Source organism: Natrinema sp. 74, assembly GCF_046097095.1.
GTDB lineage: Archaea > Halobacteriota > Halobacteria > Halobacteriales > Natrialbaceae > Natrinema.
The window spans coordinates 467224-489614 of record NZ_CP175698.1 but is presented as its reverse complement, the minus strand read 5'-3'; the positions used below and the strand labels follow the sequence as shown (position 1 = coordinate 489614).

Here is a 22391-nt window from a genome sequence, read left to right as displayed (position 1 = left end):
TGGCCGTGGTCTCGTCTCAGCAGCCGGTCGAGAGCGTGGTCTCGTCGATGTCGGTCAACCCGGTATCATCGACGACGCGCAACGCGACCTGATACTCACCGCCGCCGTTCGGTCCAATCGTCACATCGATCGTCTCACCGGTCTTGTCGAACACGCCGTCCTTACCGACGCGCCACTCGTAGCGGACGATTTCGCCGTCCGGGTCACACGACCGCGACGCGTCGAGCGTGATCTGCCGGCCTGACTTGAGCGACGTCTTATCGATCCACGTCGGTAGCACCTGTAGGTTCGCGGTCGGTGCATTGCCGTCCGATGCATTACCGTCGGACGACTCGTCGCTGTCGTCGGCCCCGTTCTCATCGGTGGTGTTAGACTCGGGTTCCACCGGCTCCTCCGCGTCGACCGACTGCTGGGGCGGACTTCCGTTGAGCAAGAGTTCATCCTGAAAGAGCCGATCGACGATGGCCGTGTGCCATCGGACACGAGTCTCGAGGGCTACGTCGGAAAGGGTCTCCGCGAGGAACGCCTGGGCCCCCAGATCGCGAGCGGCCTTGTGCGTGAGCAGCCCGTTCGGCGCGGACTGCGGCGAGGAAAACGGCCCGAGCTGGAACGCGAGGTCGGGGTCATCGACGTAGTTTCTGGTGACGTAGTCGGCGGCGTCGGCGGCCGCGTCGGTGGCCGCTTCGCCCCCTGAGTGAAAGATCGCCTGTCCGACGCCGTCGACGGGATTGCCCGCATAGATCCCCGTCGATTCGTGGAGATCGATCAAGATATCGGGATCGTATTTCTCGACCACGTTCCAGATGGCGCGTGCAAGCGCCGTTCCCGGTGTCTCCCCCTCGGGGAACTGTCTGTTCAAGTTGTTGCCTGCTTCGTCGTTTCTGGTGCCCCGTTCGATTGCGACGGCGTTCGCCTTCGGTATCGTGACGAGCCTGCCGGCATCGATCGGCCAGTCGGCGATTTGCCCCGCGGCCGTATAGCCCGCGACCTCGTTCCCATGGACGCCACCGACGACAACGGCCGTCGGTCCTGCAGCGTCTGCAGTCGTCACGTACACCGTCGTCGCTTCGGCCGTCCCCTCGCGGATGACGAACGAATCCCGAGCGACGCTCCCATCGTCGCCTTGCGTCGATTCACCGACGACGCTGGTGGCACCAGCACCGGCAAGCGTCATCCCGGCTGTCCCGGCTAATACCGATCGTCGCGACAGTATATCGAGTCTCATTCCGTCCGTTCGGTCTGCGTCAGTCCGTTTTACTACAGATGTTATAACCGATGACAACGGAATCGTTTCGCTTCCGAAACGATCTATACCGACGCGACTCCAGCACTCAGATCGTTCCGAAGTAGAAATGGTTGAATTGTCTATGGGTCCGATCACCGAGCGAGCGCACGCCGGCCGACTAGGGTCGCGACGAGCGCGAACAGCAGCGTCCCGACGATCGGGCGAGGTCGCCGCCGAACGCCGACGCCCGCTACCCAACAAACGCCGGGGTACGCTCGCGGCGATACCGCGGCCGCTTGCAGATGCTGGAGCCCCTGTAGGAACCGTCCCTCCGCGAGATATCGCTTCGCGATAACCAGTTCGTGACTCGAGCGGATCTCGTACCCCGCGTTCTCGAAGCGCTCGACTTCGGAGTCGTACTCGGCGAGATACTGTTCGCTCGCGTTTTCAATCACGGCCGCTGGCGGGTAGCCGGTCTCGTCCCGGCGGACGAGCACCCCGTCGAGGTAGGCGAGCCGTCCGTGCTCGAGCACGCGGAGGCAGAACTCCGGATCCTGAAACCGGTCGAGATCCTCGTCGAAGCCACCGACGTCCCTGGCAACGGCCGTCCGGACGAGCAGCGTCGAGCCCGCCCCCGGCTGAACGTTGTCTGCGAGGATTTCGGCCATTAGTTCCTCGCCGCCCTCCCGCGTCGGCTCATCGTCTCGACTGGCGAGGACCGACGCGGCCGTCGTCCGGAGACGGCCGCTCGTGCCGGAGAGGTCGAACGCGGAATCACAATAGGCACCGACCCAATCGCTCGAGCGGCCCTCGAGGGCCGACAGTTGGCGCTCGAGCTTTTCGGGGTGCCACTCGTCGTCCGAGTCGAGAAAAGCGACGTACTCTCCGTTCGCGTGCTCGATACCGGTGTTCCGAGCGACGTTCGCACCCCGGTTGGTATCGTGCGTGATCGACCGGACTCGCGGATCCTCGTAGTCGGCCAGCACCGACTCGGTGTCGTCGGTCGAACCGTCGTCGACGACGACCACCTCGAGGTCGTCGATCGTCTGCTCGAGCGCGCTGTCGATCGCGCGCGGAAGCGTCGCAGCCCTGTTGTACGTCGGGATAATGACGCTGACCTGGGTCATGTCGCGAAGCTATCCGTCCGGACCGGATTATTATCGCGTGGGTAAGCGCCAGCGGCGACGACGCCGGCTGTGCCGGATCGACCGATCGATCGACGATGCGGTATCCGTGTGGCGAGCGGCGGCTCGGCAGGGCTAATAACTGTATAAGAAAGGTCGAATGGTTCATTGACGTGGCCGATGACGAAGCGAAATCGCCGATCGTTCGTGACCACAATTGCGACAGCCGGAACACTCGGACTCGCGGGCTGTTCTTCGAAAATGCGTAAGGGACGCGGTACGGACGGCGAACCGACTGCCTCTCAGACTCGGCCGCAGTCGAACGAGACCGACGACGGGACCAGTGCCGCAGCGCTTCCGTCTCTACCCGGGAAACAACTCGAGAACTTCGAATCCCTCGAGGAGTGGACCGCGATGATCGACGCCGGCAAACTGACGGCCGAGACCGACGACCCGTACGCGGGCTCGCAGTCGGCACACCTCTCGGCGGGCTCAAACACCGATTACACCGCCGCTTACACCGTCTCCGGTGAATGGGATCTCCGCGAGAAGAACCTCTCGATCGCGGTTCGGTTCACCGGTCGCGACCAGCTTCGTCTCACACTCGAGTTATACGCGCCGAACTCGCGCAACGTCTACGCCTTAGAGCGGACGCTAACCGGGCCGCGCGACCGATGGGTTCGCGTCGACTTTGGCACCGGCCAACTCGAGGGACAGCCCGATCTCGCGACCGTCAGCGGGCTTCGGGTGACTGCCCGCCGGCGCGGCGACAGATCCGGCGCGCTCAACTGCTCAGTCGACGACATCCGTGCCGTCGATCGGCCCAAGACGGGGAAGGTCATGTTCCTGTTCGACGGAACGCTCGAGAGCCACCGCGCGACCGCCTTCGAGCGGATGCAGTCGTACGGCTTCGCGGGCGTCGAGGCAGTCATCCCCGAAGCCGTCGGCGAGGGCGGGAGGCTCACGATCGACGAACTCACCGCACTCGACGACGCGGGCTGGGACATGGCGGCCCGGCCGCGGACCGGCGCGCACTTCCTCCACGAGTTCCCACCCGCTAGACAGAAAGGGATGATTCGGCAAACGAAGGCCTACCTCGAGAGCCGCGGCTTCGAGGACGGCGCGAAGCACTTCGTTACGCCCCGAAACATCCTCAGTCCGACCGCTCACGACCTTCTCGAGGAGTACCACGAGCAGGCGTTTAGATTCGGCGGCGGTCCGAACGCACTACCGCTTACGGACCCGTATAACGTGGGCTTCTTCTCCGGTGCCGCCGGGGACGTGACGAAGCGGTACGTCGACTACGCCGCCGACTACGGCCAGCTCGCGGTGTTGAAGTTCGATTACTTCGGCGGCGAAAACGGCATCAGCGAGCGCGCGTTCGACGACGTTCTCGAGTACGTCGCGGAACGGGACGTCAATGTCGTGACCGCGACGGAGTTGTTAAACGGCTAGCGCGATACAGGACAATTTCAGCGGCCCATCGTCCGAACACCGACCCACGTGGACTCGAGTATCCGTTACGGCGTGACCGTCTGTATCTCGGGACGCAAGAGCCCGAACGCGAGCCCCGAAAGCAGCAGCGATAGGCCGGCGACAAACAGGAGGTGCTGTAACCAGTTACGGGACGGACCGCCGCGTTCCCCGCCGACGAGCCACGCGTAAACCACGTCCGCTTTCGCGCCGATCGGATCGGGAAACGCCGACAGCACCTCGAACAGTTCCGCCGGGTCGATCACACCGACGAGCAGGGCAAACGCCACGAAGATCACGAAGCCGGCGGGCGGGACGACTGCGAGTGCGAGCCACGAGTTCGAGATCGCAGTCGAGAGCGCGACGATCGGGACGGCTGCGAGGAGCGTCGTCAGGGCCGCACGCCCGAGTCGCGCGTCCGCAAGCGGATCGAAGCCGACGCGACGAGCGCTCCAGCAGTGGCAGACGAACATCGAGCCGTAGCCGACGCTGGTTGCGATGGCCGCACCGCCCATTCCGAATCGCGGGATGAGGGTGAGATTGAGCGCCAGGTTGACCACTGCCGCGACGCCGGTCGCGGCCACCGGATAGCGGAGCGCTCCCTTCCCCTGCGAAATCGCGAGGATCGGCCGCGCAAGCGAGAATCCGAGTGCTCCCGGAAGCAACAACAGCAGGGGCGTGATCGCCGGCTTTGCCTCAGCACCGAAGTAGATCGGGACGGCGACGTCCGCAAGCGCCGCGAGCCCGACCGCCATGACGGCGGTCAATAAGAACGTATAGCGCGTCGTCCGGGATGCGAGGTCCGAGATTTCTCTGAACCGGTTTTGCGACCACAGCTCCGACGTCGAGTGGACGAACACCGTCTGGATCGCCATCGGGACGAACCAGAGGAACTCGGCGATGGCCAGTGCCGCCCGATAGTTACCGACCACCGTGTCCGACCGGAAATGTTGGAGCATGATGATGTCGATATGGTACAGCGACATCATCAGGAACACTAACACGATGCTCATCGAGTTGAACGTGAGCAGTTGCGTCCGGGGAAACTGCTTCGGCGGGCGGCGAACCATAGACGACAGCGGTATCCGGCGGTGGACGAGCGTAAGTCCGATGACGGCGACGAGCACGCTCGCGACCAGCTGGCCCGCGAGCGCACCCATGACGCCGACGCCAGCGTAGGTCAGCGGAATCGCGACCACGACGAAGCCGACCTTTTGGACGATCTTCAGCGGTTCCGAATAGCGCTCGAGACCGAACCCCATGAGCGTCTTCCGGGCGTAGTCGCGAAACTGCGCCGTCACGACGAGTGCGGCGAGCACATAGAAATAGCCCGTCAGATTGGGTCCGAACGCGCGATCGACGAGTCCGAGCCACGTCGCGAGCACCAGCAGGAACGCGCCGAGGACGGCGAGGAGGACCGCCAGTCGGAAATAGAAGCCGACGACGTGTTCGCTCCAGTTCGCCGCGGTACGGTCCTCCGCGAGGAACTTCCGGACGCCGTCGGTGATCCCCGAACTAACGAAGATCATGTAGATCGCGAAGACCGAAAGCAGGAACGCATACTCACCGAACGCCGATGCGCCGAGGAATCGGTACAGCAGCGGCTTCGAGAGAATGGTGACGAAGAGCACGACGATTTTCGCGCTCACGACCGAGACGACACCGCTCGTGATACTCCTGTTCACGGTTTTCCCCTGATACGTTCGGGTCGACGATCGACGAACCCCATCGCCGACGCTCGCTCACCATCCGGCGGACTCACTGTACCGACACAGTGACATCCACAAGGCGTTATTATACGGAGATTAAACGGCTGAAGGTGAATTCCGGTGGAGGAGGGAGCGACCAGCGGGAAACCTCACTCGTAACCGCTCGAAGAAGATTACTCGTACGTGTTCGACCAGGTGGTGACGTCGCTCGCGCCGAAATCGCGGATGCCCTCGACCAGACGGTTCTCCTTGAAGGCCGGACTCGTCGACGAGGCGTACAGGCAGACGGCCTCCTGACCGCCAGTGGACTGGAGCACCGAATTGCGAACGAGCGTATTGGTGCCGATATCGAGGAACGGATACTGGCTAGCGCGCAGGTCGCTCTTGTAGACCGTCACCTCACTCGCCGTATTGACGATGGCGTTCCGATCGACGCCGCTGCGGCCGGGTTGTGCGACATCGATGTTGTTGAACCGGCAGTTGTCGCGTTCGCAGCGAATCCCATCGCGGAAGCCCTCCGCGTCGCCCGACTGGCCCGTGATCGTGAGGCCTTCGGCGAGGATCTGTTCGGTATTATCGCTGTCCTGAATCCAGAACGGATAGCCGCCCGCGGTCTCGTGGGTGACCGTTGTGTCGACGACCGTCACCCCCCCGCAGTTGGGCGAGAGCACGATCCCGTGGTTCACGTCGTCGCCGCGGAGTTCGATGCGAGTGTCCTCGATCCACGCACTCTCGCAGGTGTTCATCACCGAAACCGCGTGACTAGTCGCTTCGGGCGAGGAGTTCTCGACCGCCGCACCGTGGATCGTGATGTTCCGGCCGTTCTCGATCCGAATACCGCGTTGAGACCGGTCTTCCGGCCGCGTCGAATCGATCTCGACCGTCGGCCATCTGATCTCACTACCACGACCGCCGATCCGGACGTTCGCGCCGTTGCTGTTCTGATAGAGGCCGCCGTAGACGATTATCTTCCCACTCCCGGTGGCCGCATAGAGTCCGTTGTCCGGGAACGCGCCGAGCCAGCAGTGTTTGAACTCGAGGGTCCCCACGTTCTGATTCGCCACGATGCCGCTCGGCCCGCGCCAGCGGTCGCCCGCGGTCGGCGTGTCGTTGATCCACGCACCGCCATCCGGGGCGCGGAAGCGTTCGACGATCCCAGTGCCGTCTGAGTCGGTGATGTTGAACAGCCCCGGCCCCCAGGTACCGCTGTCGTGTTGCCCGTGGATCGTGATGTCCCGTACCTCGAGTCGGTCGGAGACGTTGGCCTCGATCGTCCTGATACCCGTATTGGAGGCCGTCTGATCGACGTCGAATCCCTCGAATCGGAGGCGGCCTCCGGGACTGTACGAGACGCCGAGACGAAAGAGTCGGTAGTTCGGTCCGGAGAAGTCGTAATAGTTTGCCGGGACCAGCGTCGCATTTTCCCCGACGACGCCGAAGTTTTCGAAGCCGGTGAACCGGAACTGCTCGTCCATGTAGTACCGACCCTCGGGAAAAACGAGTAGGGTGTCGTCGTCCCTAATTTCGTCGAGAACGGGCGTAATCGATTCGTCGCCGGAGTTATCTGCTCCCGCCTCGGTCACGTCCACGACGGTCGAATACTCGTCGTAGTACTGTCCATACGGTTCCGACGCCGCGCTCGCAGTCGATGTCAGCCCCATGCCGACGGCACACGCTGCGACGGTACCTTGTAAGAACCTGCGTCTCGATCCCGTTCCACTAGACGAATCGTCGAGCGGAGGCTGGCCGTCTCCCCTTCCGGCCGGCCGAGAGCCGCGAGAATCGCCTCGATTTGAGTGTTTCATACCACTTCGTTCCGACATTGAAATTCAATTTGTTTTGAGTAATGAGGAGGCCCAGTATCTATGGATTCGGATGGCAAGCTTTTAAGAGTGAACGTTGATCGCACCGTTCGAGTGTTCGTCAGTAGTAGTGAAAGTTATACTATTCTAATGAATATAGGATGATATCACGAAGTAGACGTGAGACGTATCACTACCCGGGAGCACGGAATTTGGTTCTGGAGACGCGCTAGTTTAGCGCCGGTGTGAATGATCAATGCCGAACAGGTCCGATGTTACATCAGATAACATGAGTCATCTCCGGCCGGAGCTATCCATGTTTAGCCGGCAGTCGATCGTTCTCGAGCGTCGCGGCGATCAGTTCGGAGATGGCGCGGCGGAGCCGCTGGGAGACCGCCGAATCGGAGACGCCGAGTCGGTCGGCGAGATCGTCTTGCGTGGCGTTCCGCGGGACCTGAAAGTAGCCCGCGTAGTACGCCATCGTGAGGATCTCGTGTTGCCGGTCGGTCAGGAAGTACGTCTGATCGTCCGACACCGATGAGTCGTATAGCTGCGTGATGCGAAACGAGATGTCACGGTCACGACAGTTGATCCGAAATGCAGAGAGCGCGTCGCGATCCGGGAGGTGGAGTCGCGTCACCCAGCCGTCGTCGTCGCTGGTGATCGTGAAGATGAACAACCCGTGTTCGGCACACCGAGCGGGGATGAGCTCGAGGTCAGTATCGACGACAACGCGGTAGATCACCCGGTTGTCGAACGTAGCGATGCGAGTCGGATCCGAAACGGTCGGATCAGCCGCCATCGCGGCCTCGAGCGTCGGGTAGTCATCGCCAAACGCCGAGACGAACTGTAGGCGTCGGTCGCCGTGTGTCGTCCCGTACTCGTACCTGAGGGTCACGTCGGACGAGCGCTCGATGGTCGGTACCAGCGGCAAGTCGTCGTGAGCCAGGTGAACTTCTGCGATGAATCCCATGCGATGTCGGACGTACCGTTCTCTCGGTGCGATCGGCCCATACTTATAGCGCGGCTAAGCGATGGTTGCAGCGACGCGAATCGGCCTCGTAACGGCGACTCAGTTCATATAGCCGAGATCGGCTAGCCGGTCTGTCACCGCCTCGTCGGTCGCCGGCCGCTGCTTGTCGTCGCCGTCGTACGCCGAATAGGAGATCGGGTCGATCGGATCGACGACGGGAACGACGCTGCCGTCCATGCGGTCGCTGTAGGGAATCCCCATCGCAGCCATGACCGTGGGGGCGACGTCGAAGAGGTGTGCCCGTTCGAGCGAGGCGTCCTCATCGATTCCCGCGCCCGTCGCGACGAAGACCCCGTCGAGTTTGTGGTTCCAAGGCTCGGTCGGGCCGAAGTAGTCGCCGTCGCCCAACTGCTCGGTGAGGGTGTGTTCGAAGTCAGCGGGGATCGTGACGATGTCGACGGTTGCGTCGATCTTATCGCCGTGGAAGTACTGTTCGCGCGGCGCGACCGTCTCGAAGAACGGCTCGCCGTCGGGCGTTTCGACGGCCTGAAGCCGTCGGATGAGGTCCTCGCGGAGCTGTTCGTACGCGTCCTGTCGAACGACGCCGTTCGGGTCGCGCCCCTCGAGGTTGATCCGGACCCCGAGTTCGGTCCGCGCGCGAACGTAGGCCGCCGACTCGGCGAAGTCGACCTGTTCGTTCGCCGTGCGTGTGACACCGCCCGGCGCGTACTTCCTCGCGAGCCCCGCCAGCCCGATCCGCTCGAGGGCCTTCCGAAGGCGGCGAGCGGTGATGCCGAACCGCGCCGCGACCGACGCCGCGCGTGCGACCGCACCCGGTTCCCAGGTGTCGACCTCTTCCCCTTCGCGGAGCCGCCGGCGCATCGGCGTCCACGACGGCATTCCTTTGCCGCCGGTCGTCGTCTCGAGGTAGCCCTCGTCGCGGAGGAACTCGTTGATTCGGAACTCGTAGCCGTCGTACGGCCCCATTCCGTGGTCGCTGACGAGGAAGACTCGGTCCGGATCACAGGCCTCGAGAATCTCACCGATCTGTTCGTCGGTCGCCTCGTAGACGCTGTCGACGTGTCGTTGCTCGCCGCTGAACTCGTGAAAGACGGTGTCCGTCTTCTGGAACTGGACGAACCCGAAGTCGGGCCGGAACTCGTCGACGAGGTAGCGAAACGCCTCGCCGCGCATCCGGACGAGATTCTCGTACTCCTCGATCTTCGCGTCGTCGGAGAGCGAGTCGTCGCCGCGCGTGTATCTCGGGTAGACGCGGTACTCACCGATCGCGTCGCGGACCTCGTCGAGCAGTCCCTTGGGATGGCACGGCGGGTCCTCCGGTCCGAGGAATCCTGGGATGACGGCACCGTCGAACTCGTCCGGCGGGTGGGTGACCGGCGCGTTAACGACGACGCTCGAGCGATCGTGTCGATCCAGCAGCGTCCACAGCGAGTGTTCGCGGACGTCGTCGTTGCTCGTCACGTGCCAGTCGTAGCCGTCGTAGCCGACGAAGCCGACGACGCCGTGTTTCCCGGGGTTGACGCCGGTGTAGATCGACGGCCAGGCGCTCGGCGTCCACGGCGGAATCTGTGACTCGAGCGGTGCGCTCACGCCTTCCGAGCAGAGCCGCTCGATGGTCGGAATCCGATCGGCATCGAACAGCCGCTCGAAAACGGGCAGACAGCCCGCGTCGATACCGATGAGAAGCGTGTCCAGTCCGTCCCCGTCACTCGCGGTCCGTTCGGTCAATTCAGTGTCATCACGGCGAAACGTCCGAGTCATCGTTTCATTGGTTCACGTATATCAGTCGATGGTCCCGTTCCGCTGTCGACGATTCGCGACAGCGGTGCGTTCGTTGCACCACGCTCTACGTCCGCCGAGCGCAACGAAACACTTCATTATCGATCCGTTAAACCGTCGTATCGTTCGGAATCGGCGGCCTTGGAGACTAACGGCCGAACGATCGGGAGCGTGTCGACGCCGCCCGTCGAACCCGATCACGGCCGATCCGGTGTGATCGTGTCGGCCTCCCGGCCGCCATCGTGGTCGGATTGGCGGCCCGCGTCCGATGCCGCTTCGATCGCTTGCTCGAGGACATCGACGGCCGCTGCTTCCAGTCGCTCGGCTCGCGACTCGTCTCGCGCCTCTGCCGTGACGCGGACGAGCGGTTCGGTGCCGCTTGCACGCACGAGGAACCAGCCGTCGTCGAGGTCGACGTAGACACCGTCGAGCGCGTCGACGTCGTCGTACCGTTTGCGGACCCGATCGTCGACCCGGTCCATCACGGCGGTTTTGTCCGCGACCTCGAGTGAGGTGCGGCGAATGGGATACGTTTCAACCCGTTCGACGAGCGCGGACAGCGGCCCCCGGTCGGCGACGAGTTCGACCAGCTTGCACGCGGCCAGCGGCCCGTCCGGACACGGGGTTTCGGTCGGCCAGATCCAGGCTCCGCTGGGTTCGCCCCCGAAGACGACGTCCGGGCGCGTAGTGCGGTCGGCCACGAAGCCGTCGCCGACCCGCGTTCGCGTCACCGACGCGCCGACGGCCGCCAGCGCGTCGTCGACGGCCATGCTGGTCCCGACCGGCGCGGCGACGGCGTCGCCGTCGCTTGCGGCCTCCCGGGCGAACAGCGCGAGTAGGACGTCTTTCGGGACGAACGTACCGGTCTCGTCGACGGCCTGCATCCGGTCGGCGTCGCCGTCGTGTGCGACCCCCAGGTCGGCGTCCGTCGCCGCGACGAGCGCCGAGAGCTCGGCGAGCGTCTCCCGCGTCGGCTCGCTCGGCCGACCGGGAAAGCTCCCGTCCTGTTGCCCGTTCAGCGTCGTGACATCGCAGCCGAGTTCCGAGAGGACGCGCGCGGTGATCCCGCCGGTCCCGTTGCCGATATCGACGACGACGCTCGGCGACTCCTGGAGCGACACTGACTCGCGCAGCGCCGCCGCGTGGCGATCCGTCGCGTCCGCAAGCGACTCGCTCGAGCCCTGGCCGTCCCATGCCTGCGGATCGTACTCGTCGCCGTCGATCCGCATGGCAATCGCCTCGAGTTGCTCGGGATCGAACGCTTTGCCCGACGCGTCCCAGAGTTTGATCCCGTTGTCCGGTGCGGGGTTGTGCGAGGCCGTGACGACGATTCCTGCGTCCGCGTTCGTCCGGGAAACGGTTCGCGCGATCGTCGGCGTCGCCGCGACGCCAGCCTCGAGCACGTCCGCACCGCACTCTCGGAGGCCGGCAGTGAGCGCGTCTATCAGCACCGCACCGCTCTCTCGAACGTCGCGTCCGACAACGACACGATCGTAGCCGTCCGACGCGACGGCGCGTCCGACCGAGAGCGCGAGAGCAGCCGTTACCTCCTCTCCGACGGGGCCGCGGATACCGCTGGTTCCGAACATAGCGACTATGGGCGATGACGCGGGGATTACTATGAAGTCATTAGAACGGAGACAACGGCGCGTTCTCGGAACACGGTCTCGAGCCAAAAACCGGCCGCAGAGTCGTCGACGAGCCTCGATCCGGTCGTCGAGCCCGTCCGAACTCGATCCAAGATAGCGGCATGGTTGTCCGACAGGCGTGAGTACGGGTACGTGTTGCTCGCTATCGAGTTTTTATGCGGGTACCGATCATTGCATCCACCGATGACAGACGCAGTCGAAGACTATCGGGAGACGACCGAGTCGGACGAGACGCGAGACGACGCCCACCTGGACGATATCGAGGAAGGTGCCGGTTGCACGGAGATCTGGGAGCACCTCGCCGAGAACCGATCTGAATAACGAGTACGCCATCGCGGCTATCTCGGTTCGAGCGATCACCCTCGCGGCCGTTCGACGAGGGGTTTATACCCGAAACGCCGGCATCTATCAGGGAGAGTCATGCAGACGACCGTCGGACGGGAGGCCGAGCGCGGGATTCGATACGCTATCGTCGCCGTGTTCGTCGTCGGCGTTCGCCGACGGAATCCGGGAGCCGTCGCGAACGCGGTCGTCGCCCTCGTCGCGACGTATCTACCCGGGATCGCTGAACGGCAGTACGACGTCGAGTTCCGGAACTGGCAGCGCATCTATCTCGAGAGCGCGATGCTTACACACGCCGTCGGCATGCTCGGCCCCTACGACGACGTCTGGTGGTGGGACCACCTCACGCACACCCACTCGGCGACGCTGCTCGGCGGGGCCGTCTTCGCCGTCGCTCGTCGTCGCGGCCGCGATCCCCGCCCGCGGGTCGTCGCGGTCGTCGCCTGTGGCGGCGTCTGCTGGGAGATCGGGGAGTACATCGTCCACACGGTCGCCGACCGGCTCGGCCTCGAGCCGCTGCTCGTCACCTACGGGCGGGTCGATACGCTGTTCGACCTCGTCTTCGATCTCGTCGGCGCGCTGTTAGTCCTCATGTTCGGCGACCGCGTCCTCGGCGACCTCGAGCCGGCCAATCGGTGACTGGCCACACCCGGTCGCGTCGAACCGGCGACGCTCGCCTCCGTTCGCGCTCAGTCGGATCGCCGGTCTTCGTCCGCGAGCGCGGCCCGTCGAAGCCGTTCACCTTTCTCGGTGCTGACCGTCAGGTCGGGCACCGTCGTCGGCTCGTCATCGTCGTCGATCGCGACGTAGACGAAGTACGATTCCGTCGTCCGCTCGCGCTCTCGCGTCCGCAGGTCCTCGCGCTCGGTAACCAACCTCACCTTCACGCTCGAGGTCCCCGCGTCATAGACGTAGGCAGTGATGTAGGCCGTATCGCCGACGGCGATCGATCGCTCGAAGTTCATGCTGTCGACGCGTGCGGTGACGCAGGTCTCGCCGGAAAAGCGCATCGCCGACATCGCCCCCACCTCGTCCATCCACTTCATGACGTTCCCGCCGTGGGCCGTCTCGAGCATGTTGGCATGGTTTGGCTGAACCAGTTCGCGGTTCTCGACGATCGTCTCCGTGAGATCCGTCATCGAGCGGTCTTTCCGCACGCCGGCAATCAGTCTTGCTTTCAGCGCCCGGTTTGGTGGCAATTCGGAGGCTCGAGCACTGAATCGGCTCGTCTGCCGACATCGGTTCGAACCGGTGCTCGTATCCAACGGTTCGTGGTCCGATACTGGTAAAAGTCGCCGCCGAGTTGATCGGGTAATGAGCGATGCAGGCGAGGCCGACGTGCCGGAGCCGCCAGCACCACCCGATCGCGACCGCGGCTCCGTCGAAGTCCTCGGAACGGCACACGTCTCGCAGGCGAGCGTCAACGAAGTGCGCAACACGATCGAACAGGAGCAACCGGACGTCGTCGCCGTCGAACTCGACGAAGGGCGCTACCGGCAGATGAAAGGCGGGACGCCCGACGACATCGAGGCAGAGGATCTCCTCTCGGGGAACACGGTCTTCCAGTTTCTGGCCTACTGGATGCTGTCGTACGTCCAGTCTCGGCTCGGCGATCAGTTCGATATCGAGCCCGGTGCCGACATGCGCGCCGGCATCGAGGCCGCCGAACAACACGGCAGCGGCGTCGCCCTGGTTGATCGCGACATTCAGGTGACGATCCAGCGGTTCTGGCGGCGGCTCTCGCTGACCGAGAAACTGAAGATGGTCGGCGGACTCGCGCTGGGAATCACCGACCCGCGGACGATCGGGGTCACCTTCGGCGCGATCGGCGGGATGGTCGTCGGCTTCCTCATCGGCGCGTTCATCGCCCCGCTGCTTGGCTTCGGCGACCTCCTGCTCGTCGGGCTCACCAACCCCACGACGCTGCAGTACGTCGGCGGCGGCGCGATCGGCGCACTCGTCGGCGCGTTCGCCGGCCTCCTCTTCTTGCCGCCTCTCGAGTCCACCGGGCGGTCCAACGGCGGCTACCTCTCCGGGTTTTCGAGACGGATACTCGCCGGATTGGTCCTCGGGATCGGCGGCTGTCTCGCACTGGTCGCGACCGACACCTTCGTCGGACCGGTCTCGGCAGCGGCCGCCGAGAGCGCCGGCGTCTACGCGATTCGGGGGACGACCGGCGTTCTCGCGGGACTCGGCGTCGGCGTCGCGGTCGGCGCTGTCGTCGGGCTCGCCCTTGACGCCGTCGGCGGCGATGTCGAGGAGATCGACGAGATCGATATCGAAGAAATGACCGACGGCGACGTCGTCGCCGCGATGATGGAGGAGTTCCGGCGCTTTAGCCCGCGCGGTGCGAACGCACTGATCGACGAGCGCGACGCCTATATCGCACACAACCTCCACGAGCTCCGCGAGCAGGGGTACGACGTCCTCGCCGTCGTCGGAGCGGGCCACAAGGCCGGGATCGAACGCCACCTGCTGAACCCCGAGGAAATCCCGTCGCTCGAGTCGTTGTCGGGAACCGCCTCCGGCAGCAGGTTCTCGCCACTGAAGATCGTCGGCTACCTGATCATGGTTGGCTTCCTGGCCTTCTTCTTCCTGCTGATCATGGCCGGGGTCAGGAACGCCTTCCTGCTGAAGCTGTTCGTCGCCTGGTTCCTGTTTAACGGGATTTTCGCATTCACGCTGGCGCGGCTTGCCGGCGCGCGCTGGATTAGCGCGGGCGTCGGTGGCGCAATCGCCTGGCTGACGAGCATCAATCCGCTGCTCGCGCCCGGGTGGTTCGCCGGGTACGTCGAGCTCAAACACCGGCCGGTCAACGTCCGCGACATCCAGACGCTCAACGAGATCATCGGCGACACCGAGCGGCCGATCGACGAGGCCATCGGGGCGATGTTCGACGTGCCGCTGTTCCGGCTCATCATGATCGTCGCGCTGACCAACATCGGGAGCATGATCGCGACGGGACTGTTCCCGTTCGTCGTGTTGCCGTGGCTGGCACCCGAAATCGGCGGCGTCGACGTGCTAATGGGCGAACTGCTCCACGGAGCGAAAAACAGCCTCGAGCTACTCCGGGGGCTGCTATGAGCTATCGACCCCAGCAAAAGCCCGAGGCGGAACTACAGTTCAGCGACCGAGAGCTTCGCGATCTGGCCGTCGCGTGGCTCACGCTCAGCGTCGCGTTCGCGCTCATGTTCGCGCCGGTCCACCGGGGGAGAAGCGTCGGCGTCTTCCTGACGATGGTGGCGTTGAGCCTCGTCACCGTCGGCGTCGCCTTCCTGCTCCACGAGATCGCACACAAAATGGTCGCGATCGAACACGGACAACTCGCCGAATTCCGGGCGGACTATCAGATGCTCTTTCTGGCGATCATGGGGGCGCTCATCGGCTTCCTCGTCGCCGCACCGGGGGCCGTCTACCACCGGGGCCAGATCACGACACGGGAAAATGGACTGATCGCGCTCGCGGGGCCGGTCACGAACCTCGCCCTCGCATTGCTCTTTCTCCCGCTAGTGATCCTGCCCGAGCCGTTGAGGACGATCGGACAGATGGGGATCTGGATCAACCTCTTCCTCGCGGCGTTCAACATGATCCCCTTCGGCCCGCTGGACGGCAAGTCCGTCATTCGGTGGCACAAGGGCGTCTTCGCCGTCGTCTTCGTCCCGAGTATAGTGCTCGCGGCGTACGTAGTCTTCTTTGTCGGGCCGTTTGGCTAAGGCCCGCCTCGAGCGGACCGGTGGCCTTTTGCTCGCTCCGCGAGGTCCTTCGAGTATGACCGACACGGGCGACGAACGGCTCACCTACGCCGATACCGGCGTCGACATCGAGGCCAGCGAGGACGCGACCGCGGCGCTGCTCGAGGCCTTCGGCAGCGACCTACGGACCGAGTACGCAGGCCTGATCGACATTGGCGACCGATACCTGGCGCTGGCGACCGACGGCGTCGGCACGAAGCTGCTAGTGGCCGAAGCCGTCGCGGACTTCTCGACGATCGGTATCGACTGCATCGCGATGAACGTCAACGACCTCGTCGCGGCCGGCGTCGAACCGGTCGCGTTCGTCGACTACTTGGCGATCGACGAGCCCGACGAGGCGCTCACCAACGAGATCGGCGAGGGGCTCGCGGTGGGGTTAGAGCAGGCCGACCTCACGATGCTCGGCGGCGAGACGGCGGTGATGCCCGAGGTCGTGAAGGGCTTCGATCTCGCCGGCACCTGCGCCGGGCTGGCGACGAACGACGAGATTCTCGAGGGTGAGGCGCAGGCCGGCGACGCGCTCGTCGGCTTCCCCTCGAACGGGATCCACTCGAACGGGCTGACGCTGGCCCGCGAGGCCGTCACTCGCGACCACGAGTATACCGACGAGTTCCCGCTCGATCCCGAGCGCACGATCGGCGAGGAACTGCTGCGACCGACTCGAATCTACACCGATCTGCTCGAGCCGATGCGCGACCACGGCGTCCGTGCTGCGGCCCACGTCACCGGCGGCGGCTGGACGAATCTGCTGCGGATGGGCGAGTGCGAGTACGTCATCGAGGACCCGCTGCCGGCCCAGCCGGTCTTCGAGTTCGTCCAGCAGGAGGGGAACGTCACCGACGAGGAGATGCACCGGACGTTCAACATGGGGACCGGCTTCGTCGTCGCCGTCCCCGAAGACCGAGCTGAGGATCTCGTCGCGGAGACCGACGGGCAGGTTATCGGCCGCGTCGAGGACGGAGAGTCGGTCGAGATCCGCGGCCTCTCGCTGTCCTGATCGGCGGCTGATCGAGCGGTTCTAATCCGTATCTATTTGTCGACCCGGCAGGTGGTTTCTCGCATGGCTACATTGAAATCCGCCGTGGCAATCGCGTTTTTGTTCTCGCTGGCCTATTCTGCGCTCCGATTACTCTGGGACGAGGATATGCCGAACCTAATCGGATGAGCGCGTAGCAGTCGGGCCTGTCGGCGACGCATCGGCGGCGAGTCAGTCGGCGCGAGCCCACTCGTCGCTCGCAGGAGGAGTTGCGATATCGGCGTTTGCCACGCCGTAGAATTTCTCGCGACCGATCGGGGTCCGGAGTCGCAAGACACTGGTGTAGTCGGTTACCCCGAACGCGGTCACCGTGCGCATGGAGCGGCGATGTGCGAGTTCGAAGAGGTGCGTCGCGTCCGCTTCGACGGTGACGCGGTTGCCGAGTGGCCAACTCAGCGATTCGATGCGGTTGGCATCGAGGTCGAACAGTTGTGCGATCAGTTTCCGCCCCCGTCGCCGACCGTTCGCTCCCTGTGACCGATTCTCGTGAGAACCCATATGATGATTATCTCGGTCGGTCCGGAAAAATGATGCTATCTTCGCGAACCGATCGCTCGCAGGAACTCCTCGCCCGGTGTGATCGAACGCCGTGGGCGGGCGACCGCCGGACGCCGACTCGTCGGTGGCCCGAGCCAGTTCCGTTCCGAACGCCGTTCGAGCGACCAGTCTCACGATCTTAGGTCGACCAAAACCTTTTTAGATTTAGGCTCGCCTAACTCAGCGTGATGGAAGCACCCGCTCGCAGGGAGGACCGCGGACTCGACGAGGAACTCGAGGAGCCGGCAATGGTCGTGACGAGCCACGAAACTCGGCCCGGAAAAATCGTTTTCACCGAGCAAGACAACAGCGACGGCTGGATCGCGACGGATCTGACCGTCGACCTCGAGCGCTGAGCACCCGGCCAATCGACCGAACGCCACCGCTACTCGACCGTGACGTAGCGATCAGCCTTCTCCGCCGAAAAAAACCGTCTCCGGTATTCGGCAGCCGTCGTTTGCTTTCGGTGCTACCACGCGGCGTCGAGCCGATCAAACGCGTTGCGGTCAGTGCGTCGCTTCCTCGAGGACCAGCGTGTCGTCCTCGAGGTAGTGTTCGAAGTGATGGCCGTCTTCCTCGAGCGTGACGAGGATCTCGCGCAGGATTTCGGCGGTCGCATGATCGCCGAGGTTCTCCGCGAGTTCGATGCTATCGCGCATCGACTCGATGATGTCGCCATACATCTCGAGGTCGTTTTCGAACATCGTGCGAACGTCGTAGACGTCTTCGCCCTCGAACTCGACGGTCGAACGCTCCTCCTGATTCGCGGGTCCGGAGACCGGGACGCCGCCCAGCGCCTGAGCGCGCTCGGCGATGATGTCCGCGCCCTCCTCGACGTGTTCGTACGCCTCCTCGAGGAACTCGTGGAGCGGCAGGAACTCCGCGCCCTCGACGACCCAGTGATGCTTTTTCAGCTGGTGGTAGAGGACGTACGAGTTCGCCAGTTCGGTGTTGAGCGCCTCGACGATCTGCTCGGCTTTGTCCTGCTCGAGTCGGAGCGCGTTCTCCTCGACGGTGCCGGCCTGTTGACGGACAGTCTTCTGAGTGCTCATCTCGATTTCCGATACACGCGCTATTCACTTAAAGATTTCCCATGGGAGAACATTTCTTTGGTGTACCTAAAGAATTGTTCTGGTTAGTGTGTGGTGTATTTTCTATCGGACGGATTGAACGTGTTACCGAAGGGCACCGTCAATATACTCTTTGTTTTTTCGGCCCTGAGTAAACATTTTCAGTATGGGGACCAAAGGGCCGATATGGCAACCGGAATCGCCCAGCGGAGAGAACGGCTGTACGTCGACGGTGAGTGGCTCGAGACCGAGAACGCGTTGTCGGTCTCGGATCTCGCCGAGGGCGGGACCTTCGCGCAGGTCGCCGCAGCGGAACCGGCGGAGGCGCGGAGCGCGCTCGCGGCCGCCCACGAAGTCAAACCCACGATGCGCGAGACGACGGTCGTCGAGCGCGCCGAATGGTGTGAGGCGATCGCCGAGGGACTTCGCGAGCGCGAGGAGGAACTCGCGGAGGTCATCGTCCGCGAGGCCGGGAAGCCGATCTCCTCGGCCCGCGGCGAGGTCGGGCAGGCAGCCGAGCGATTCGATCGGGCGGCCGAGGAGGCCCGCAACATCGTCAGTAAGGGCGAGTACCGCGAGGGCTCGACGGCGGGCCACGAGGGCTGGCAGGCCATCGTCAAACACGAGCCCATCGGTGCCGTCCTCTGTATCACCCCCTACAACTATCCGCTGGCGACGACGGCCCTGCAGGTCGCACCCGCGCTCGCGGCCGGCAACAGCGTGCTGCTCAAGCCCGCGAGCAAGACGCCAATCTCGGCGGCGATCCTCGCCGACGTCATCGCCGACGTCGACGGGATTCCAGACGGCGCGTTCAACTTCGTCCCCGGAGAGGCCAGCGAGATCGGCGACGTGCTGTCCGGCGACGACCGCGTCAACGCCATCGCCATGACCGGCTCCTCGGGCGCGGGCAAACACGTCGCTCGCGAGAGCGGCATGGTCAACCTCCATATGGAACTCGGCGGCAACGCCCCCGCGGTCGTCTTCGATGATGCGGATCTCTCGGACGTGGCTGGCAGCTGCGCCAAAGGCTCGTTCAAGTACGCTGGCCAGCGCTGTTCGGCCGTCTCGCGCGTGCTCGCCCACGAATCGGTCCACGATGACCTCGTCGACCTGCTCGACGGCCAGATGGACGCCTGGCAGGCCGGCGATCTCTTCGACGAGAACACTGCCTTCGGCCCGCTCATCAGCGAAGACCAGGCTGACTGGGTCGAGGAACTCGTCGAGGACGCCGTGGAGAAGGGCGCGGAGATCGTCCGCGGCGGTGAGCGGCGCGCTCCCGACGGCGTCCCGGACGAACTCGGCGATCAGTTCTTCGAGCCGACGCTGCTCGCGAACGTCCCCCACGACGCCCGCATCGTCGACGAGGAGCAGTTCGGCCCCATCGCCGCAATCACTACCTTCGAGGACGAGGATGAGGCCTTAGAGATCGCGAACGGGTCCGACCTCGCGCTCGACGCCGCCGTCTTCACCAGCGACTACAAGCGCGCGATGCGGGTCGCCGAGCGCATCGACGCGGGTGCGGTCCGGATCAACGGCGCGCCCAGCCACGGCCTCGGCGACGTGCCCTTCGGCGGCAACAAGGACTCGGGGATCGGCCGCGAGGGCCTCGACGCCTCGATTCACGCCATGATGCGCGAGAAGAGTATCGTCCTTTGAATCCGGTCAGAACTCGACCGCTTTGGTGAGGAGCACCCTCTCCTCGTCGCCGTCGACGGCGACCACGGAAATCGTCTCTGATTCGCCGACTTCGTACTCGAGCGTCGCTTCCTCGCCTTCTTCAGTCAACGTCGCCCGCGTCCCACTGCTATCGCGAACCTCGACGCGGCTGGCCCCGATCGACGTGAGTACCACGGTAACCGACTGCGTCGCCGTCTCGACGCCGACGGAGACGGTCGCACGGACCGGTCCGCTGGTGCCGGCCTGATGTTTCGAGACCGAGTCGGCGTACTGGAACTCGCTCGTCGGGACGGTCCCGGTGGCGAGGAGGGTGTTGCCCTCGATATCGAGCGAAAACTCGTCGAGTTCGGTGAACGGAGACTGGGTGGCGAGTTCTGATTCTAACCGATTTTCGTCGACGTTGGACGTGTCCATACCGTGTATGACCTGCGTGTACGTCGCTGTCTCGGCGGCGACCGACCACGATCGTCCGACGGTGGTTCCGTCGGCGGATTCGGGCACGATCCCGAACGCGAGCGTGCCGTCGCCCACGTGCTCGAGGACCGTCTCGAACGACTCACTACCATCTATCCGCCGATCCGTCCCGTCGAGTCCCGCCGCCAGTACGTCGTCGATGCTGCCGATTTCGGGATCGACGACGATCAACGTCTCGCTCGAGGCGGCGATTTCGGTTCCCGCGGCCTCGTAGCGTTCGAATTCGCCGACCGTTTCGACGGGGTCGCCGAGACCCAGTCCGGTGAGGTCGAACTCGCCGCGCATCACGTAGTGGCCGCCCTCGCCTTCCGGACCGAACTCGAGGACGTACTCGAACGTCGGGTCCGTTTCCATGCGGCCGACGATGCGACCGCCGGCACCGTGGGGCACGAACGGGATTTCCGCGAGCGTCTCGGCGGAAAGCTCGTCTTCGTGGCTCCGAACGGTCTCGAGGTCCGTATACGAGAAGTACAGCCGCGATCCGGCCGACGCTGATATCCATCGCGCTGGCGGCGTGAGGGACTCTCCGTCGCCGTTTTGGTCCGCAGCGTTCTCAGATCCGTTTCCGTCTGACTCCGAGTCGCCGTTCAGACACCCAGCACCGCCGAGGACGAGCCCGGTTGCACCCATCGCGAGAAGCATCCGTCGCGGAACATCAGTCATGATCGCTGATAGTTCTGAAATGATACTATTTGGTTGTTCCTATAGCCGGCGGCGACGAACCACAGTCTCGACACCGAACGGACTACCGTCGTGGGCGTAGACGACGTGAACCATGTCCCGGACCGTCCTCGTTGCCGGCGAGACGCTCGTCGATTTCATTCCCGATCGATCCGGCCCGCTCGAGGCAGTCGCCGGCTTCGAGCGCCGCCCCGGTGGTGCGCCGGCGAACGTCGCCGTCGCGCTCGCCAGGCTCGAGCGGCCGCCGCTGTTCTGGACCCGCGTCGGCGACGATCCGTTCGGCCGCTACCTCGCACGGACGCTTTCCGAATACGGCCTCGCCGACCGGTTTGTCGAGCGCGACGCCGACGCGAAGACGACGCTCGCGTTCGTCACCCACGACGAGACCGGCGACCGCGAGTTCAGTTTCTATCGCGACGGGACCGCCGATACGCGCCTCGAGCCCGGTCGGATCGACGACGAGACGCTGGCCGACTGCGAGTGGGTCCACGCCGGCGGCGTCGCGCTCGCAAGCGGCACCTCGCGGGCGGCAATGCTCGATCTGCTCGAGCGCGCGGCGGCCGCGAACTGTCTCGTCTCGTTCGATCCGAACTTGCGACCCGAACTCTGGGCCGACGAGGACGCGTTCGCGAGTGCGATCGGCGACGCGCTCGCCCACGTCGACGTCTGTTTAGCGACGGTGGCCGAACTCGAGGCGCTCGGCTGTGCAGGCGAATCGCCGCGGGCACTCGCTCGAGCCGCCAGCGACCGCTGGGCGATCCACACCGTCTTCGTGACACGCGGGAACGAGGGAACGGTCGCCGTCGCGAGAGCGGACGCGCCGTGGCCCGCGGACGCGGTCGAGCATCGGGGGTTCGACGTCGACACCGTCGACACCACGGGAGCCGGCGACGCGTTTGTCGCCGGCGCGATCGATGCTCTGCAGGCGGGTCGCGGCCTCGAGGCCACTGCGGCGTTCGCGAACGCGGTCGCGGCGACGGCGACCACCGAATCCGGTGCGATGACGGCGCTCCCGACGCGAGACGAGGTTGCGACGCTGCTCGAAGAGGCGCGCTCGAACTGACACG

At 64.5% G+C, this 22391-nt stretch carries 20 protein-coding genes; 9 read left to right on the top strand and 11 right to left on the bottom strand.

Annotation, left to right across the window (positions count from 1 at the left end):
• Positions 1 to 16 precede the first annotated feature (16 nt).
• Together ACJ70B_RS02420 and ACJ70B_RS02415 are read right to left on the bottom strand one after the other, a co-directional pair.
• Positions 17 to 1225: a succinylglutamate desuccinylase/aspartoacylase family protein gene (locus ACJ70B_RS02420; protein ID WP_408958824.1), complete on the bottom strand. Its 1209-nt coding sequence runs from the start codon at positions 1223 to 1225 to the stop codon at positions 17 to 19.
• A gap of 152 nt (positions 1226 to 1377) precedes the next feature.
• A complete protein-coding gene (locus ACJ70B_RS02415; RefSeq protein ID WP_408958823.1) occupies positions 1378 to 2352 on the bottom strand; it encodes a glycosyltransferase family 2 protein in 975 nt (324 codons plus the stop codon).
• Between the two features lie 177 nt (positions 2353 to 2529).
• On the opposite strand from ACJ70B_RS02415, the gene ACJ70B_RS02410 reads away from it, so the two are divergent.
• Entirely contained in the window at positions 2530 to 3804 is a 1275-nt protein-coding gene (locus ACJ70B_RS02410; protein WP_408958822.1) for a polysaccharide deacetylase family protein, read from the top strand.
• Between the two features lie 65 nt (positions 3805 to 3869).
• On the opposite strand, the gene ACJ70B_RS02405 is transcribed toward ACJ70B_RS02410, so the two are convergent.
• From ACJ70B_RS02405 to glmM, 5 genes are all read right to left on the bottom strand, one after another.
• Positions 3870 to 5507, bottom strand: a complete 1638-nt coding sequence (locus ACJ70B_RS02405) for a flippase (protein ID WP_408958821.1) — start codon at positions 5505 to 5507, stop codon at positions 3870 to 3872.
• A 197-nt stretch (positions 5508 to 5704) separates the two neighbouring features.
• Positions 5705 to 7192: a right-handed parallel beta-helix repeat-containing protein gene (locus ACJ70B_RS02400; protein WP_408958820.1), complete on the bottom strand. Its 1488-nt coding sequence runs from the start codon at positions 7190 to 7192 to the stop codon at positions 5705 to 5707.
• A 451-nt stretch (positions 7193 to 7643) separates the two neighbouring features.
• On the bottom strand, positions 7644 to 8306 hold the full coding sequence (locus ACJ70B_RS02395) for a helix-turn-helix domain-containing protein (RefSeq protein WP_408958819.1): 663 nt from the start codon (positions 8304 to 8306) through the stop codon (positions 7644 to 7646).
• A gap of 99 nt (positions 8307 to 8405) precedes the next feature.
• On the bottom strand, positions 8406 to 10088 hold the full coding sequence (locus ACJ70B_RS02390; protein ID WP_408958818.1) for an alkaline phosphatase family protein: 1683 nt from the start codon (positions 10086 to 10088) through the stop codon (positions 8406 to 8408).
• Between the two features lie 215 nt (positions 10089 to 10303).
• Positions 10304 to 11695, bottom strand: coding sequence for a phosphoglucosamine mutase (gene glmM, locus ACJ70B_RS02385; RefSeq protein ID WP_408958817.1), 1392 nt, complete (start codon positions 11693 to 11695; stop codon positions 10304 to 10306).
• A gap of 243 nt (positions 11696 to 11938) precedes the next feature.
• Between glmM and ACJ70B_RS02380 the strand changes: the two genes are divergently transcribed.
• Both ACJ70B_RS02380 and ACJ70B_RS02375 read left to right on the top strand, forming a co-directional pair.
• A complete protein-coding gene (locus ACJ70B_RS02380) occupies positions 11939 to 12076 on the top strand; it encodes a hypothetical protein (RefSeq protein WP_408958816.1) in 138 nt (45 codons plus the stop codon).
• Between the two features lie 99 nt (positions 12077 to 12175).
• Positions 12176 to 12736, top strand: a complete 561-nt coding sequence (locus tag ACJ70B_RS02375; RefSeq protein ID WP_408958815.1) for a hypothetical protein — start codon at positions 12176 to 12178, stop codon at positions 12734 to 12736.
• Positions 12737 to 12786: 50 nt separating this feature from the next.
• Here ACJ70B_RS02375 and ACJ70B_RS02370 read toward each other — a convergent pair whose 3' ends face one another.
• Entirely contained in the window at positions 12787 to 13236 is a 450-nt protein-coding gene (locus ACJ70B_RS02370; RefSeq protein ID WP_408958814.1) for an acyl-CoA thioesterase, read from the bottom strand.
• Positions 13237 to 13411: 175 nt separating this feature from the next.
• Here ACJ70B_RS02370 and ACJ70B_RS02365 point away from each other — a divergent pair, with 175 nt between their 5' ends.
• Genes ACJ70B_RS02365 through purM form a run of 3 tightly spaced genes read left to right on the top strand, consistent with a single transcriptional unit; the run spans position 13412 to position 16846 of the window.
• Positions 13412 to 15181, top strand: a complete 1770-nt coding sequence (locus ACJ70B_RS02365; RefSeq protein ID WP_408958813.1) for a TraB/GumN family protein — start codon at positions 13412 to 13414, stop codon at positions 15179 to 15181.
• Positions 15178 to 15810 carry a metalloprotease gene (locus tag ACJ70B_RS02360; RefSeq protein WP_408958812.1) on the top strand — a complete coding sequence of 211 codons (633 nt, stop codon included), beginning with the start codon at positions 15178 to 15180 and terminating at the stop codon, positions 15808 to 15810. Before ACJ70B_RS02365 ends, ACJ70B_RS02360 begins: the two co-directional genes overlap by 4 nt.
• Positions 15811 to 15865: 55 nt before the next feature.
• Positions 15866 to 16846 (top strand): phosphoribosylformylglycinamidine cyclo-ligase, encoded by a 981-nt coding sequence (gene purM / locus ACJ70B_RS02355; RefSeq protein ID WP_408958811.1) that lies wholly within the window; start codon positions 15866 to 15868, stop codon positions 16844 to 16846.
• Positions 16847 to 17056: 210 nt separating this feature from the next.
• Here the strand turns inward: purM and ACJ70B_RS02350 are convergent, their stop codons facing one another.
• Positions 17057 to 17383, bottom strand: coding sequence for a hypothetical protein (locus ACJ70B_RS02350; RefSeq protein ID WP_408958810.1), 327 nt, complete (start codon positions 17381 to 17383; stop codon positions 17057 to 17059).
• A gap of 227 nt (positions 17384 to 17610) precedes the next feature.
• Between ACJ70B_RS02350 and ACJ70B_RS02345 the strand changes: the two genes are divergently transcribed.
• The gene (locus tag ACJ70B_RS02345) at positions 17611 to 17778 is read left to right on the top strand and encodes a hypothetical protein (protein WP_408958809.1); all 168 of its coding nucleotides are present in this window, start codon (positions 17611 to 17613) and stop codon (positions 17776 to 17778) included.
• Between the two features lie 150 nt (positions 17779 to 17928).
• Here ACJ70B_RS02345 and dpsA read toward each other — a convergent pair whose 3' ends face one another.
• Positions 17929 to 18474: a DNA starvation/stationary phase protection protein DpsA gene (dpsA, locus tag ACJ70B_RS02340; protein ID WP_408958808.1), complete on the bottom strand. Its 546-nt coding sequence runs from the start codon at positions 18472 to 18474 to the stop codon at positions 17929 to 17931.
• 204 nt (positions 18475 to 18678) lie between these two features.
• Here dpsA and ACJ70B_RS02335 point away from each other — a divergent pair, with 204 nt between their 5' ends.
• Positions 18679 to 20148, top strand: a complete 1470-nt coding sequence (locus tag ACJ70B_RS02335; RefSeq protein WP_408958807.1) for an aldehyde dehydrogenase family protein — start codon at positions 18679 to 18681, stop codon at positions 20146 to 20148.
• A gap of 6 nt (positions 20149 to 20154) precedes the next feature.
• On the opposite strand, the gene ACJ70B_RS02330 is transcribed toward ACJ70B_RS02335, so the two are convergent.
• Positions 20155 to 21306: a hypothetical protein gene (locus ACJ70B_RS02330; protein WP_408958806.1), complete on the bottom strand. Its 1152-nt coding sequence runs from the start codon at positions 21304 to 21306 to the stop codon at positions 20155 to 20157.
• A 112-nt stretch (positions 21307 to 21418) separates the two neighbouring features.
• On the opposite strand from ACJ70B_RS02330, the gene ACJ70B_RS02325 reads away from it, so the two are divergent.
• Positions 21419 to 22387, top strand: a complete 969-nt coding sequence (locus ACJ70B_RS02325; protein WP_408958805.1) for a carbohydrate kinase family protein — start codon at positions 21419 to 21421, stop codon at positions 22385 to 22387.
• The last annotated feature ends 4 nt before the right edge of the window (positions 22388 to 22391 follow it).